Source organism: Candidatus Omnitrophota bacterium (genome assembly GCA_028715965.1).
GTDB lineage: Bacteria > Omnitrophota > Gorgyraeia > Tantalellales > Tantalellaceae > JAQUQS01.
The window spans coordinates 175,951-192,103 of record JAQUQS010000001.1; the positions used below are offsets into that span (position 1 = coordinate 175,951).

Sequence of the window (16,153 nt, forward strand, 5' to 3'; positions counted from 1 at the left end):
ACCCGTTATCTGTCCTTTTCAAGTTCTTCTTTCTGCATGGCGTCAAGATACGCGTCTACCTCGGCCATATCCTGAAAAACACATGTTTCGGGCAGGGCCTTGAGAATATCGAAAACTTTCTTTATCTGTGGTTGAAGGCCGGTCATCATGAACGTACCGCCTTTGCCTTCCGTTATGCGACGGGCCTTGAAAATAACGCTTAATCCGTCGCTACTTACGTAGAAAAGGCCTTTCAGGTTCATCACTAATCCCCTAAGGTCGGCAAGGCCCAGAATAGGGGCCAATCTTTCATCAAGTATCGTATAGGTATCGGAATCCAGACTGCCTTCCAGAAATATAAGATAGATCTTGCCAGGCTGCTCTTTTATCTCTATTTCAAATGACATGATGGCCTCCTCAAATTGGGTAGCGCCTTTTCATCCACAGTATACCGACACTTTATTTTATATTAAATAAATATAAAAGTCATCCAAATAGAGCGCTCTCTCACATGACCGGCGGAATGGCTCCCTCAGTCTTTTTCCTGCCTTTTTCCCGCTGCGCGCGTACCCAGTCCAGCACTTTGTCGATCACCGTTCTGCGACTGGCCTCGAGCAATTGCATCCCTTTTTCGTTAAGCTCAGCTATATCATCCCATATTTCCCGTGATTTCAGAAGCGAGAACACTATGCTGGGCGACATGTCGGGATTGACCCCGACAAAAGTCCTTCTTGCCTCTCTCGTATACCCCGTTTTTCCCCATGGAGCGGTACTCCCCTTGAAAAGGCTCTTATTGTGGGTCTTCAAATGTATCTTTCTACCGTCACTTCCGGATATATAAGCTTCTTTCCTGGACATATTCTCAAGTATTTCCGGATAACGTATCGCATACCTCATCATCGCGGCAAGGTCCTCGGCCGTAGTATACTGGGCATCTTTTCTCCCGGTAGGGAGACCGGAAGCTTTAATGAAATTGGTATTGGTCATTCCGATCTCCCTGGCTTTTTCATTCATAAGTCCGGCAAAAGACCGTTCATCTCCAGAAATAGCTTCAGCTATGGCAAAAGCCGCGTCATTCGCTGATTTTATAAGCATGGCCGAAATAAGGTCCCTTACCTTATATCTCACGCCCACCTTCAACCCTATTATGGTCGGCTCAACATGGATAACGTCCTTTCCCGGGACCACGTCATCATCAAGCCCGAGCTTCTCGATGGCCAATATACACGTCATCACCTTGGCCGTGGACGCCGGCGGGAATTTGGCTTGTGGATTCTTAGCGTACAGTATATCCCCCCGGGCGGCATCCATTATCACCGCCCCTCTTCCGTTAACCTTGACATCTATTCCATCTTCCGCGCCAAATACCTCACATGGCATTGAACTGAGAACTATAAGGATATACGCGACAATGCCCCTGACTATATCTATCCTGAGATTCTTTTCCCGCATCATAGAGTAGCCGTCGATCCTCCTTTCCTTTTTCTTCTTATCCGTTTCAGGGACGGGTTAAAATATCCGTTCATGATCGAAGGATATTCCTTCTTGATCTTCCCGATGACCTTATCCATGCCGAGCATCTCCCGGGAAGATATGGCTACCCCCAGTTCGTTCATGTAACGTATCGGGTCGTAGTTCAAGTTCCTCCATTGTATCATATCCGTTCCCGGTCCCGACAGGAAGCGGGATAATGCTTTTTCTTCCCTGATCCAGTCGGAAAATCCAGGCATAACAAGGTAATTTATCGATACAAACCCTCTTTTTTTCCGCATACATCTTATCGACCGCATGACATCACCGAAAGTATATCCCACGGGCCGGTAATACGCGTTGTAATACCTCTCCTGAAAACTGTTCACGCTGACCCTTATTGAGTCCAATCCGGCATCTATAAGCCGGGAAACCATATCGGGTCTGCTGCCGTTCGTGTTGATGTTTATTATACCCTTTGACGTCCCTTTTCTTATCAAGGATACGGCCCTCACGAGAACATCCCCGACCATCAACGGTTCCCCTTCGCATCCCTGGCCAAAACTCACCACAGGGTCAGCTACCCTGCTTATATGATGCAACGCCACTTCAGCGATCTCTTCCGGGTCCGGAACGAATTTTATCCGAGGTTGCGTGACCGAGCATTTTCCCCCTTCCTGATGGGATATGCACCCGATACAACGCGCGTTACACAACGGGGAAGATGGAAGTGGCGCTTCATACCTGTTGAGAAAGAAATTCTTCGCGGCGGGGCATCCATAAGTAAGCGCGCACGTCTCCAGATGTCTTACCAGCCTGTTACGGGGCAATATCCTCCTCATCTTCTTCACCCCGTCGCAAAGCCCTGTCCGATCCATTCCTCCAAGCTCTTGCCTTTTTTCGCGATCAACACGTATCCCGGCGGCATAAAACCCACCTTTATAGAACGCTACGGCCGCGTAACTGAAAAGGGGAAGATGTCCCGCGCCTTTTCTCTCAACATACGAAGCGTTATAACGCAGGGTATACCCGGGGGACATGAACGCGGCAACGGCGTAACACCGCCTGGCCTTCCGGGAGAACGGATCAGTGGCGACCTCCGTCATCTGCCCGGTATCATCGCTGAAACCAACGGCACTTCTGGATGGAAGCATAAAAAGTTCGCTGTCGCTATGCAGTTTTACAAGATCACGTGCCCTGAGCGGGAAGAAAAGACCGGACTTCATCCCGGTAGCGCGCATCCCGGGCACATCGAATATCCTGCCTTTTTCGTCAGCTACCAATAACGATGGTATTTCCTTTTTCATATTATCGTATGCGCTCGATCTCCATGCCCACCGGGCAATGGTCCGACCCGTCCACCTCGGGCATAAGAAAAGCGTCCTTGACATGCGGCACCATGGCGCCTGACACGAAAAAATAATCTATACGCCAGCCTACATTCCTGTCCCTGGCCCTGCTTTTATAGTCCCACCATGTATATTGTCCGGGCTGGTCGTTATAGCTCCGGAAGATATCGACATATCCGGCTTCCACCAACTTATCCATCCATTCACGCTCGATGGGAAGGAACCCGGAATAATTCTCGTTCGCCTTAGGCCTGGCAAGGTCTATCTCCTTATGGGCCGTATTGAGATCCCCGCATATTACGACCTTACGACCGGTAAAACCGCCGAGATGCTCTAGGAAATGCCTATAGAATTCCATTTTGTAATCCAGCCGGGACGCGTTCATACGCCCGTTAGGAAAATACCCGTTGATCAGCACAAAACCGCCCATATCAAGCTCAAGTACCCTGCCCTCCGTGTCGAACCCTTCCGGACCGAAGTCCGTGCTTACCGCGACCGGCTCTTCCTTCGTAAAAACACTGACACCGGCATAACCTTTTTTCTCAGGATTATTCCAGTATCTCTTATACCCCGCCCAGGTTGCCGAGAACTCCTCTACCTGCTCGGGATATGTTTTGGTCTCTTGAATACACAGGATATCGGGGGCATTCTCGTCAAGCCACTTATTAAAGCCTTTTTTTACGATGGCCCGCAGGCCATTAACGTTCCATGAGAGTATTTTCATTTCAGGATGGCGAACGGCCGGGAGCGAACGCGTTATTCACTGAGGCTACATATTCCTTTATCATGCCCCCTATTGACCGGAAATCTTTTTTGTCGATCAATTCTTTTTTAAAAACACTCGATCCAAAAGCTACAGCGTCAGCGCCACAGGCGGCGTATTCAGCTATGTTCGCGGGCCTCACGCCCCCTACCGCCATTAGACGGACATCATTGAAAGGCCCTTTTAGTTCTTTCATGTATCCCGGCCCGAAAAGTCCGGAAGGGAATATCTTTACCATGCTGGCCCCGCAAGACCAGGCCTTGAATACCTCTCCGGGCGTTAAAGCGCCGGGGAACACCGATATACCCCTTTTCACGCATTCCCCGATTATCCCTTCATCCACGACCGGGGTCACGATAAAACCCGCCCCGGCGTCCAGCGCTGTTTCCAGCCGTTCCCGGGATGTTACGGTACCAGCACCTATCATCAGTTCTTTCCCGGACATATCTATGATCTTCCTTATCATGTCCGCGGCGCTACCTGTGTTCATCGTTACCTCAAGCGTTTTGATCCCGGAGCTCACGGCGGTCTCGATAAGAGGCTCTACCGCATCCTCCGGTATGCCCCGGACTATGGCCATCAGTGGAAAAGCGGCAAAACGCTCTAGATCGAATCTCATTCTATCTCCGTTGGCAGCATACTGTTGTAAAAATGAAGATAATTGTCCTTATCCGCGCCCCGCCTCAATTCCATAGCCGCCCTGGGATGTTCGTTGAACATACCGGTCAACGCGTACGGTATCAGGTATCCCCATTCAATCTTTTCCCTAAGAGGTATGAACTCCCTGGCTATTATATCCAATATGGGGCGTATATCGAATTTCGGGTTCTTCAGGAAACCGATAAGAAGCTCCAGCGGGCAATTGCCCGCGGCCCTGCCTATCCCGTATATGGTACCATCAAGATAATTAGAACCGTCGATTATGGCCTGCACCGTATTCCCGTAGCCCAGCTGCTGGTTGTTATGCGCGTGTATCCCGACTTCCTTTGTTTTTATGTATTTTTTGTATTTGTTCACCAAGTATGTGATGTTCTCGCTGTAAAGCGCGCCAAAACTGTCCACTATATACACCGCCTTGACGGATGTTTCTTTCTCTATCTGGTCGAGGGCTTCGTCAAGTTCCGTGTCAAGAGCCCGCGATATCGCCATTATGTTTATCGTGGCTTCATATCCTTTTCCCGTCACCTCATTGGCGAGTTCAATGGCTTTATCAACGTCCCTTACATATGTGGCCACTCTCATCATATCGATCACGCTATCCTTACAGGGAAGGATGTCCTCTTTCTCAACCCGGCCTACATCCACCATCACCGAAAGTTTTGTCTCGGCATCAATGCCGTCAATCGTCCTTTTGATATCTTCCTCATCACAGAACTTCCATTTTCCGAATTTTGTCGGGGACACCAGGTTCTTCGACGCGCGATATCCTATCTCGACATAATCAACACCTGCCGCGGCGAGCGCTTTATATACTTCCCGCACAAAATCATCGTCGAAAAAATGGTCGTTTATAAGGCCGCCATCCCTGATGGTGCAGTCAACTACTTTAATTTGTTCACGATACATGGTCTCTCCTCTTCGTTTTATCTTTCATCAAAAGGCAGATTATTATAGTAAATATCGGGACCCTTTGCAAACTATAAGACATACCGCCGCTTGCCGGCGCGTCATATCCCCCTGTCCAGTTCCATCAACATTTCTATGTGTTTTGTCCTCGGGAACATGTCGAAAAAGGCCTTGCGGCCGCATTTCCACCTGCCTCCGGATATAAGCACCTTGATATCACGCGCCAGTCTGGACGGATCGCATGACAGGTAAAATATCTTATCTATCCCTTCCGCCGTGGCCAACTTCTCCAGGAACTCCTTTTTAACACCTATCCTCGGAGGGTCCAGGAACACAGTATTCCTTTTTCCCTTCTCCCTGGCAAAAATGTCGAAGAACACGGTCTCGGCGGTACCTTTATAGAATTTGATATCGCTGATATTCCCGGTCCGGGCCGTCGATTTAGCACATTCGATAGCTATACGACTTGAATCTATGCCGACTTTTCTAGTGTACCCTCCCCCTGAAAAGAAAGTAAAGAACCCCACCCCGCAGTATGGATCGAAGAACACGTGATCCTCTCCCGAGTCCCCTGTCCAATCATCGAGTTTCTGTGAGATCTTGTCGGCGACATATTTATTGGCCTGGGAAAAGGCCTTAGGAGACATATATAGTTTCCCCCTGCCGGTATCATCAAGGTAGAACCTCTCCCCCTGAACATCGGACGACCAGACCTTCCCTTCGCTATCAACCTTGATAGTGACATCCCCGGCCTCACAGCTATCCGGGAGGGAACCTAACGCGTCATTAAGTTCTTTAGCGGCTATGCGACATTCTTTTATCTCCAACACCTCGCGGCCTGACATATCATAGAAACCATACGCCCCTTTGGACGTCCTGTGGAGCGTTAGGCTTTTCCTATACCCCATATCAACATCGGAAGGAACGATGTCCGGATCCAAGCCGTCACGTATCCCGGCGATCCTGGCAAAAATGTCCTTGATCTGTGATGTCTTCAATACCACCTCTTCATCGTATTTTACATGCTGGTACTGGCATCCTCCACACGTCCCGTAATATTGACATGCCGGAGCTATCCGGTCGATCGAAGGTGTGATCATTTCCAGGATCTCCCCCTCAACAAATCCTGACGTATCCCTGGTCTCCCTGATCCTTACTTTTTCCCCCGGAAGAGCCCCTGAGACAAAACACACTTTACCGTCTATACGGCCCATGCCCTTGCCTCCGAAAACGACGGATACTATATCCACAATGTGTTCCCTGCTCATTTTTCCTTGCCTTCCCGGCTTTTTTAAAAAAAAGTAGGGAGCCTTCTCAGGGCAGGCTCCCTACTTACGGAAATAAGACCATATTTTGTATCAGTTGCCTTTAACGCCTTCTTTCAATCCTTCTTTATACCCGTCGGTATAACCTTTCTTATATCCATTAGAGTATCCGGCCTCATAACCATCGGAATAAGCGTTACTGGGCTCTCTGTAGGTCTGTTGTTGCTGGTACACAGGCTGCTGTTGCTGGTATGCGGGCTGCTGTTGCTGGTACGCGGGTTGGCTGCTCTTAGGCTCTTCCGTAAGACTGTCCAGAAGAGCTCCGCCAAGTATATTCACTCCCGCTCCCACCAACGCTCCCGTTCCAGCGTTACCTCCACCAGCAGCGCTTCCCGCGGCACCAGCGCCGGCACCAAGAAGCCCCTGTTTAAGGATATCCCTGCTGTCCGTAAAAGCCTCCTGACTGAACAACGTTAACGCGAATAATATCAACACTAAACAAATAAGAGACTTTCTCCCCATAAACTACCCTCCTTTAAGACCTGTAAGACCCATGGCTATTATACCTGTTTGGACATAACTATATTATCAAAAAAGCTCCATACGGGCAACTTAAAATGATTTGCGCCCCTACCCGGCTAGCACAGGATACCCTGACGTGTCCCCCTGTTCCTGAACTCACTGTTTATACGCTCTATCACACCGGATTTATCGTCAACCCACGTCGGAGCGATCAGGTATCCCTTCTTTACGTCCGGGGCGAGCCTCAAAACAACGATATCGGGTCTTGTTCTTTCAAGAAAATCGCACACTGACAAAGCGTATTCATCTTTCTCCATGATGTGTACGCGTCCTTCAATATAATCTTTCTCCATAGGTGACCCTTTAAGCACATGTAACACATGCAATTTTATACCGTTCACCGGCAATGTGGATAACTGCCCGGCTGTGGCCATAATATCTTCCCTGGACTCCCCCGGCAGCCCCAGGATGACATGTACACCTGTGTTTATGCCGCGTTCGGCCGTTCTTATTATGGCAGTGGCGGCCTGCGCGAAATCGTGACCCCGATTGATCCGGCCGAGGGTCCTGTCATGGGACGTCTGCACGCCGTATTCCAGCCACACATCATAATCTTTCAAGTATCCGGCGATAAGGTCCAGTTTCTCCTCATCCACACAATCCGGCCGTGTAGAAATGGACAGCCCCACTATGTCCTTGTAAGGCCTTATCACGTCATATATCCCTTTCAATTCACGCACAGGAGCGTTAGTATTACTGGCGTTCTGGAAATAGGCGATGAATTTGATCGAGCCATACTTCGCTTTCATCCTGGAAATGGACAGTTCTATCTGACCTGAAAGGCTCAGTTCCGTGGTAGCGAACTCACTGTAGCCGGATTCATTACAGAAACTGCATCCTTTGCCGTCAGCCGATCTGTGTGGACATTCCAATCCGGCGTTAAGCCCGATCTTCCGCACTTTTGTTCCGAATCTTTTTTTCAGGTAACTGTTGAAGGAGTAATAATACATGGCGGTGGCCGCGCGCACTCGCGACCTATCCTCCGTTCCTGTTCTTTTTCGAGCTCATCCCCCGCGTCTTCAGCATGATCATGAGGATAGAAACAGCCGCGGGTGTTACTCCGGATATACGCGATGCCTGCCCCAGAGAACGTGGTCTTATAGTTGACAGTTTCTCCCTTATCTCGTTCGAAAGTCCCTGAACGGAACCGTAATCCAGGTCAGGGGGCAGCAAAACGGTCTCCAGCTCGGAGAACCTCCGTATACGGGTATTCTCCCGGTCAATGTATCCCCGGTACTTAATATCCACCTCAAGAGCTACTTTTTCATAATATGAGAGCGCCGGCTCTCCGTCAGAAACACGGCATACGTCATCATAACCAACTCCCGGCCTTTTCAACAGGTCATATAGCGATATCCTGCATTCCGGTGACGCCTGTCCTTTTTCCGAAAGGAACATCTTGAGCTTATCATCGGGTAACACGTATGCGGTTCTTAGTCTTTCTTTTTCCTTTTCCACTTTTTCCCGGCGGGCTTCTACCCGATCCATATATGCTGCCGGGACCAGCCCCAATCGCGCGCCGACAGGTGAAAGACGTTCATCAGCGTTATCCTCCCGTACCGTTATGCGGTATTCCACACGCGAAGTGAACATTCTGTAAGGTTCTTTTGTCCCCTTGGTAACGAGATCATCTATCAATACCCCAATATACGCCTGGGAGCGTTCAAGCACCAGTGGCCCGCGGCCCAAGACCTTTAGCGCGGCGTTTATCCCGGCCATAAGGCCCAAAGCGGCCGCTTCCTCATATCCGGTGGTGCCATTTATCTGGCCGGCCATAAAAAGTCCGGGAACAAGCTTTGTCTCAAGCGAGGACAGAAGCTGTGTCGGGTCCACATAATCATATTCGATACCATACGCCGGCCTTATCATCCTGGCGTTCTCGAGTCCTTTTATACTGTGTAGCATGAGTTCCTGCGCGTCTACCGGAAGGCTCGTGGATATTCCATTTGGGTAGTACTCATCGACCCCGAGACCTTCAGGCTCGATGAAAACAATATGTGAATCCCTGTCCGGGAACCTTACCACCTTGTCCTCTATGGACGGACAATACCTCACCCCGGTGGACTTGATCTTGCCAGAATATAAGGGGGACCTGTCCAGGCTTTCCCGTATTATCCTATGCGTATCACCATTCGTTCGCGTCATGTAACAAGGTCTCTGCGGAAGAACTACCGTATCGGTCGAGAACGAGAACGGGACCACGTCCTTATCCGGGTCCTGCCGCTGCATCCGCGAAAGATCCAGACTTTTTCCGTCAAGGCGAGCAGGCGTACCGGTCTTGAAGGAATGGACCATGAAACCGTATCGCCGTAGTTCGTCAGAAAGCCCCATCGACGGCGCTTCTCCTATCCTTCCTCCCGGAAAATGTTCCAACCCTATGTGTATCAACGCGTTCATGAACGTTCCCGGTGTCAGAACAACGCTCTTCGCCCTCACTTCCCCGCCTGAACGTGTGACCACACCCCCGCACACGCCATCGTCAACGATCACACCGACGACTTCATCTTCAATGACATCAAGCCTTTTCTGGGAAAGTACATGTTCTCGCATGTAGCGGTTATAAAGTTCCCTGTCTATCTGCATACGGGAAGACCTTGCGGCGTACCCTTTGGAAGAATTAAGCATCCTGAATTGTATACAACTAGCGTCCGCGGCTTTGCCCATCTCTCCACCAAGGGCGTCTACCTCTTTGACCAATTGCCCTTTGCCAACGCCCCCTATCGACGGGTTGCAGGAAGTATACCCTATCTTTTCACGGCTGAACGTCAAAAGAAGGGTATCCGCCCCCAAACGCGCCGAGACAAGCGCCGCCTCACATCCGGCATGCCCGCCACCGACCACTATAACATCATATAACCCCATACATACCTCGAAGAACAAAACGGGTTCCGGGACCAGGCACCGTACACCTACCGCGGATCTCCTTGTTCACTTTATTTTTCAGCCCTTATACATCCTGATAAAATTCTCGATACTGCGATCATACGTTTTTTCCGCCGCAGCGTCAAAGTAACAGGCGGGAAGCTCTCCGTTCTTCCTGTGGTAATGGACACATTCACAACACATACCCTTCCTGGAGCACGGATCATAAGAACAGTTACATATATCAAGATTCCTGTCTTTATTGCATTGCATGATCAAGCCTCCTTAACTTAACGTTCCCGGCAAGTTCAATACTCGGCTTTCGGATTATGCACGATAATGGCTGTGGTAGATTGTTCCGGCACCATCAGACAAGCTTCGGTAAGGTGTATATCCAGGTTCCTCTCTATCTCCAGGAGTTTGAATATCTTCTTCTGGTCTTCCAGCTCCGGCCACAAAGCATATCCCGGGCTGTACCGCCTCCCTTGATCTTCGGACAATCCCAGTTCCTTCCTAATCCGGCTATGCACATATTCCGCCAGAGCCTCCGCCAGATGTACGCTCATCCCATGGAGAAGAAAAGACCTGGTACCATCACCGGAATCCTGCATGGCCTTTATGGCCTCGCTGATCTTACTCCCGAGAGTGACGGCCTGGAAAGCGACTATATCCCGCGGGTGGAAATATCCCGCTATTGACCTGCCTCCAGCTACACTAAAATCGATTTTTTCCGCCGGTCGTCCCAGGCCGTCCATGACATCCATAACAGTACCGTTAACGACACATTCAAAGTAGCCGTAGACGGCCTTCATATCAAGCCACCCCTTGCGCACGCTCTCTTCTTTAAGCTCTTTGAGCATGGAACGGTATTCCTTGTCCAAAAGTTCATTTCTCCTGCCCTTGTCCGCCAGATAACTCCCCCAAGCCGCGTTAAATACCATTTTCTCATCGAGATACGTGAACACTTCGTCCAGGGGTATGTTCGCCAATACCCGTGTGCCATAGAACGGTGGTTCCGGGATATCGTTCCCGGTCAGGACTTCGGGGGCCTTCTTTCCCTCAACCTCGGCGCGAGGCACACCTGTTGATGGTACCGTAGTCGACCTTCCCGGGCTAGTGCGCCCCTTTACGTCCGCGGAAAGCTCCATGCCCCCGTCCATCAAAGCCCGTACGATACGAAGTCCCGTAAAGGCGTCCCTCGAGTAAAAAACCCCACCCGGGTACCTGGTGCCGTCGCTCAGGACCTCTATCTCCCTGGCGAACTTTTCGTTTGTCGGAGCGCCCCCGATCATGACCGGATAATGCAAACCAGCGTCATGCATAGCCTGGACACATGTACGCATATAACGCGCTGTGGACACAAGAAGCGCGCTAAGACCTACGGCGTCCACTTTGTTCTTTACTGCCTCCCTTATTATGACATCGACAGGGACTTGTTTTCCCAGGTCGATCACGGTAAAACCATTATTCTCAAGTATCATCTTCACCAGGTTCTTACCGATATCGTGCACGTCCCCGAAAACCGTGGCCAGAAGTATCTTCCCCTTTTCCCCGGACGTGCCTTTCGGCATATACACCTTAAGGTGTTCTATGGCCTTCCTCATGACCTCCGCGGATTGGAGAACGAACGGAAGCACGGTGTCCCCGCGGTCCAAGGCCTCACCAACCTTTCTCATAGCTTCCATAAGCGTACCGTTCAAGATCTCCTCGGCACTTTTTTCCTTTAACGCTTCTTCGAGAGCGGGTATGATATTTACCTTGTCCCTGTCAAAGACGCATTTTTCTACGGATACCCGACAGGCAAGATCGGAAGAGGATACTGATCTTTCGGATCCCTTCCTATCCTGGTAACGCTCTAGTAACCTCTGCAAGGCGTCTTCCTTCTTCATGAAGATGAGGTCCTCGCAAATAGCGGCATCGTCCTTATCGATATCTTCGTACTTTACGTATTCCATGGGGTTGACAATAGCGTAATCCAGCCCCGCCTGGACCGCATGGTGAAGGAATACCATATTAAGCTTTTTCCGCGCCTCTTTAGGGAGCCCAAATGATATGTTGCTGACACCTAATATGGTAGCGGCTCCGGGACACTTCTTTTTAAAGACCCTTATCGCCTCGATAGTATCCATAGCGGAACTCGCGTATTCTTTTTCTCCCGTCCCCAGCGTGAACGTCAAGAGATCATAAAGCAGCCTACGGGGATGTATCCCGTGTCCGTTGACCGCCATATCATACAACCTCGAAGCCACGGATACTTTCTTCTCCACGGTCTTTGCCATACCATCTTTGTCGATGGACAGGTTAACGACAAAGGCACCGTGCTTCTGGGCCAGGCTAAAAACACGATCCGCTCTCCCCCCTCCATCCTCAAGGTTCACGGAATTTATAAAAGCCGTGCCGGGATACGATTCGAGCGCACCCTTAAGGACATCCTCATCCGTCGAATCTATCATAAGCGGTGTATCCACGCTTTCGGCAAGACGCTTTACTATGCGAGAAGCGTCTTCTTTTTCCGTATCCCGCTCGGTAAGCACGGCGCATACATCCAATATATCGGCGCCGGACCTTTCCTGCGACTTGCCAAGTTCGACCAGCCCGTCCATATCCTTCTCAATGAACATCCTTTTGGCGGCTTTCGAGCCCTGGGTATTTATCCTTTCCCCGACTTTTATAGGCCGATCCATCATGTCAACATCATAGCCACGGTAGGACCCCGCGCAGAACACGCGTGTCCGCGTATCCTTCGGTTTACGTCTTTTCAACTCTTTGCGAATGGCCTTTATGTGAAGCGGGGTCGTTCCACAACACCCGCCTATCAGGTCTATCCTGTACTTTTCGAGGAATCCCGCCAATATCGCGGCCATCTCGTCCGGGCCAAGAGGATAAACAGTACACCCGTCACGTTCCACGGGCAGGCCCGCGTTCGGTATACATGATATACTTACCGGACAGTTGTCGCTGAGGAACTTGATATGCGATTCCATTTCCACCGGCCCCGTACTACAGTTTATACCTACTGACGCTGCTCCGAGAGCGCTCATTACGGCCATGACCGCGGACACCTCGGTACCCAGCAGCATCCGCCCGTTGTTCGACAACGTACATTGCGCCAATATCGGAAGGTCTTTCCTCCTATCGCTCAATGCCGTGCGTATCCCAGCATAAGCGGCCTTCATCTCCAGGAGGTCCTGGGATGTCTCGATAAGAACGGCATCCGCGCCACCGTCAATTATTCCCCGGGCCTGTTCGGCAAAAACTTCCGCCAGCCGCGCGTAACTGATGTTCCCTATTGTCGGATCACTCGACGATGGGAGTTTGCCCGTCGGTCCGATAGACCCTACGACAAACCTGCCATGGGAAGGCGACGAATGTTCATCTGCGGCTTTACGCGCCAGAAGCGTGGCGCTCCTATTTATATCATAAACTTCTTTTTCCAGGCCATAATCGGCGAGCTTAAGGTAGTTGGCCCCGAAAGTGTTGGTTTCCACAGCGTCGGCCCCTGACGCGAAATAATCATTATGTATACGGGATACCAACCCGGGGCTGGATATTGAAAGATAGTCCATACACCCGGTCCTTCCTCCGAACATGGCCTCATCCAGCCCGATCGAAGCCGCGTATGTGCCGAACGCCCCATCCAGGAGAATGATCTCTCTCCTCATCTTATCCGCGAACGTAATGCTCATTTTTTTAATACTCTTTCTACCGCGGAGTCTTTTATCCACGCGGATTTCCCGTCAGAACGCCTTGCCCTGACCCATCCGTCCTTACTGTTGATTATATTCACCTTCATACCTTCGTTCAGGGTGAAGAATTTGGTGGCCGAATCAAATGGCCCGTATAGCGCCTCTACCGCCGGGACCATGACAATAGCGGACGTTCTCTCGTTCACCGCTTTATGCCAGGCCAGGAAGACATTAAAAACAAGTATTATGGAGAAACATATCAAAATTGTCCTGTGATATCGTGTAACCATCCTCCCCGTTACACCTATAGCCAAAAGAACAAGGATCACTATCATGGAAACGGACGCCACAATGGTCATCTGGTCCACGCTTAATGTTCTCTCATACACCCGTAAAGGCGTCCAGTTCCACACTCCTTTTTCCGGCACTACCTTAGCTTTTATATCGGACCTGGCGAACCTGTAATTTGCTCGTATATCAGCATCTCTTGGATCCAACGCTAACGCCCTCTCATAGTTAAGGATGGCCTTGCCCAGATTTCCCGATTTGAAATATGCCCCCGCCAGGTTGTAATATATGTTAGGGCTTTTCTTCCCGGAGGACAGTATCTTCTCGTATCCGGCTATCGCCCCGGACCAATCAGCCTGTTCATACTTATCGTTAGCGGACGAGAAAAGTTCGGCCGTTGTCTCCGCCAGGCCTCTACCGGCGGTCAACATCAAAATAGCCAGAGATAGTACGATCATCTTCTTCATATCTTTATCTTCTCCAGATATACCAGTAATTTTTTGGTTTTTTCAAGTGTTTCCCGGCCATCCTTTTTATCCGGATCGAACGCCGCGTATCTGGCCATTTCGCACTTGGCTAGCACCTCTCCGAGCATGGATATTATTTCGCCACCCTTTTGAGTTCCTTCCACCCTGGCCCTCACGGCATCGACCGTTACATTACCCTTAGGCAGGTCAAGCTTACCCGACACGTATTCTCCAAGCGCCTTGGTAAGAGTATCATAGAACAACTCCATATCGCCTTTCTTCAGATAGGATTCGGCTTTCGAGATACCTTTCTTGGCTTTTCCCGGGGCCTTGGTAAAACGGGCATATTTCTTGTCGGTACGCATTTTCTCGCTTTTGCGGTATGCCCCAAAAAATATACCGAACAGGACAAGCACAAGTAAGTGCCCGGGCAAAAATAATGGGTTCCTGTATAGATATCCGCCTATCGGGCTTACTTCCCCGGTATCATCCTTGATATGTATGATATCCTGCCCTATTTTTTCCTGCGGGTAGAATACCTGTTCTTTACCCGAAAGCGTTACCATCTTTACACTGTTCTCGGTCCCGGACGGTTTCATTACCGAGATCGGGAAAGGTCCCTTCTTTATGGTCTTGTATCTGCCTGAAGCGGGATTAAAAAAGCTGAAAGAGACCTCGGGTATTTCAGTTACTTTGTCGCTCTTAGGTATTATTACTTGTTCGTATACTTTCTTGTTCGTTTCCCTGGAAACATCCGGTTCATATGTCTTAAGGTCGTCCGTAATGTTAACACTGGGAGAAGTGACCGTATCCATGTTCCCGGAACCGGAGATAATGGTCTTTAATACCACGGGATCCCCGACATTGACTTTGATGGGATCTATGGACGCATCCATATCGAAATACCCTACAGCGCCCTTAAAGTCCAACGGCTTACCTTCAGACGGGAAAGGTAATACCGACACATTAAGCCCTTTCGACTCGAGTTCCACTGGATAAACATCATATCCGCCAAAAGCACTATCGAAGAAATCGTCATTAAAAACGCTCATGCCGAACAGGGAGGATCTTCTGCGCGAGACCTGTTTCCTCACCAGCATTTTGCAATTAAGCCTGGCCGGACCGATCTCATATTCCCCTTCTTTTATGGCGAAGATGTTCTGCCTGAAAACAAGTACTTCATATCTACGTCCGCCCACTGTCTCCTGGGTCCTTTGCGGCTCATTGAAATCCTCCCCGGAAAAACCTTCATGAGCATAAGCCGGGAATTCTATATCCCTCAGGCCCACTCCATCCACGTAAAGTTTTATGGTGAGTATCGCCGATTCGTTGACATAAAGGCTGTTCTTGTCTATGCTCATGGAAAGGAATATATTATCACCGGTATAAGCGGGTACGGAGGTAGCGTCCGGGACACTGGACATCGGGGGTTGTCCGGCCTGCTGGGTCACGGCGGGTTTACCCGTTATGGAGAGGTCGAGCGCCGGAGCTTCATATACCTTACCTCCCTGTTCGGCCCGGAACGGGCCTATTTTATAAGTGCCTTCCCTGCGTGGAAAGACCAGATACGTATGTGTGATCGATCGTGACATCTTCCCGTTCACAATGGTCATGCTGGTGGTCGGTCCTATGTACTTTATGTTAAGACCATCCACCTGCGGGATATCAGGCGCGTCCACATCCTGCGCTCCCCTGAACTCCAGGTAAAGGTATAGGGGGTTACCGACCGAAGCCGTGCTTCTCTCTATCCTGGCGTTGAAGGCCATTCCCTCTTGTGCCCATCCCGGCAGGACATGGCCCAACAGAAAAACGAATATCAGCGATAATAACCGTGCTTTTTTCATCACACCTCTTGATCCACCGTAAGTATTCTCCT

14 protein-coding genes are annotated in these 16,153 nt (G+C 50.2%); all 14 read right to left on the reverse strand.

Annotation, left to right across the window (positions count from 1 at the left end; genetic code table 11):
• Positions 1-5 precede the first annotated feature (5 nt).
• Positions 6-386, reverse strand: a complete 381-nt coding sequence (locus tag PHH49_00870) for an STAS domain-containing protein (GenBank protein MDD5487504.1) — start codon at positions 384-386, stop codon at positions 6-8.
• Positions 387-486: 100 nt separating this feature from the next.
• Positions 487-1,434 (reverse strand): serine hydrolase, encoded by a 948-nt coding sequence (locus PHH49_00875; GenBank protein ID MDD5487505.1) that lies wholly within the window; start codon positions 1,432-1,434, stop codon positions 487-489.
• Complete coding sequence (locus tag PHH49_00880; protein ID MDD5487506.1) at positions 1,431-2,756, reverse strand: radical SAM protein; 1,326 nt, start codon at positions 2,754-2,756, stop codon at positions 1,431-1,433. Before PHH49_00880 ends, PHH49_00875 begins: the two co-directional genes overlap by 4 nt.
• A 1-nt stretch (position 2,757) precedes the next feature.
• Positions 2,758-3,522, reverse strand: a complete 765-nt coding sequence (locus PHH49_00885; protein MDD5487507.1) for an exodeoxyribonuclease III — start codon at positions 3,520-3,522, stop codon at positions 2,758-2,760.
• Position 3,523: 1 nt separating this feature from the next.
• Positions 3,524-4,180: a bifunctional 4-hydroxy-2-oxoglutarate aldolase/2-dehydro-3-deoxy-phosphogluconate aldolase gene (locus tag PHH49_00890; protein MDD5487508.1), complete on the reverse strand. Its 657-nt coding sequence runs from the start codon at positions 4,178-4,180 to the stop codon at positions 3,524-3,526.
• A complete protein-coding gene (locus PHH49_00895) occupies positions 4,177-5,127 on the reverse strand; it encodes an aldolase catalytic domain-containing protein (GenBank protein ID MDD5487509.1) in 951 nt (316 codons plus the stop codon). Before PHH49_00895 ends, PHH49_00890 begins: the two co-directional genes overlap by 4 nt.
• 101 nt (positions 5,128-5,228) lie before the next feature.
• Positions 5,229-6,395 carry a TRAM domain-containing protein gene (locus tag PHH49_00900; protein MDD5487510.1) on the reverse strand — a complete coding sequence of 389 codons (1,167 nt, stop codon included), beginning with the start codon at positions 6,393-6,395 and terminating at the stop codon, positions 5,229-5,231.
• A gap of 90 nt (positions 6,396-6,485) precedes the next feature.
• Entirely contained in the window at positions 6,486-6,914 is a 429-nt protein-coding gene (locus PHH49_00905; GenBank protein ID MDD5487511.1) for a hypothetical protein, read from the reverse strand.
• Positions 6,915-7,030: 116 nt separating this feature from the next.
• Positions 7,031-7,942, reverse strand: a complete 912-nt coding sequence (locus tag PHH49_00910; GenBank protein MDD5487512.1) for a TIGR01212 family radical SAM protein — start codon at positions 7,940-7,942, stop codon at positions 7,031-7,033.
• Positions 7,943-7,949: 7 nt separating this feature from the next.
• Complete coding sequence (gene mnmG / locus PHH49_00915; GenBank protein MDD5487513.1) at positions 7,950-9,836, reverse strand: tRNA uridine-5-carboxymethylaminomethyl(34) synthesis enzyme MnmG; 1,887 nt, start codon at positions 9,834-9,836, stop codon at positions 7,950-7,952.
• 78 nt (positions 9,837-9,914) lie between these two features.
• Positions 9,915-10,109, reverse strand: a complete 195-nt coding sequence (locus tag PHH49_00920; GenBank protein MDD5487514.1) for a DUF6485 family protein — start codon at positions 10,107-10,109, stop codon at positions 9,915-9,917.
• 35 nt (positions 10,110-10,144) lie between these two features.
• Positions 10,145-13,522, reverse strand: coding sequence for a homocysteine S-methyltransferase family protein (locus PHH49_00925; protein MDD5487515.1), 3,378 nt, complete (start codon positions 13,520-13,522; stop codon positions 10,145-10,147).
• Positions 13,519-14,277, reverse strand: a complete 759-nt coding sequence (locus PHH49_00930) for a tetratricopeptide repeat protein (protein ID MDD5487516.1) — start codon at positions 14,275-14,277, stop codon at positions 13,519-13,521. The genes PHH49_00925 and PHH49_00930 overlap by 4 nt, the downstream gene beginning before the upstream one ends.
• Entirely contained in the window at positions 14,274-16,121 is a 1,848-nt protein-coding gene (locus PHH49_00935) for a BatD family protein (protein ID MDD5487517.1), read from the reverse strand. The genes PHH49_00930 and PHH49_00935 overlap by 4 nt, the downstream gene beginning before the upstream one ends.
• Positions 16,122-16,153: the final 32 nt, after the last annotated feature.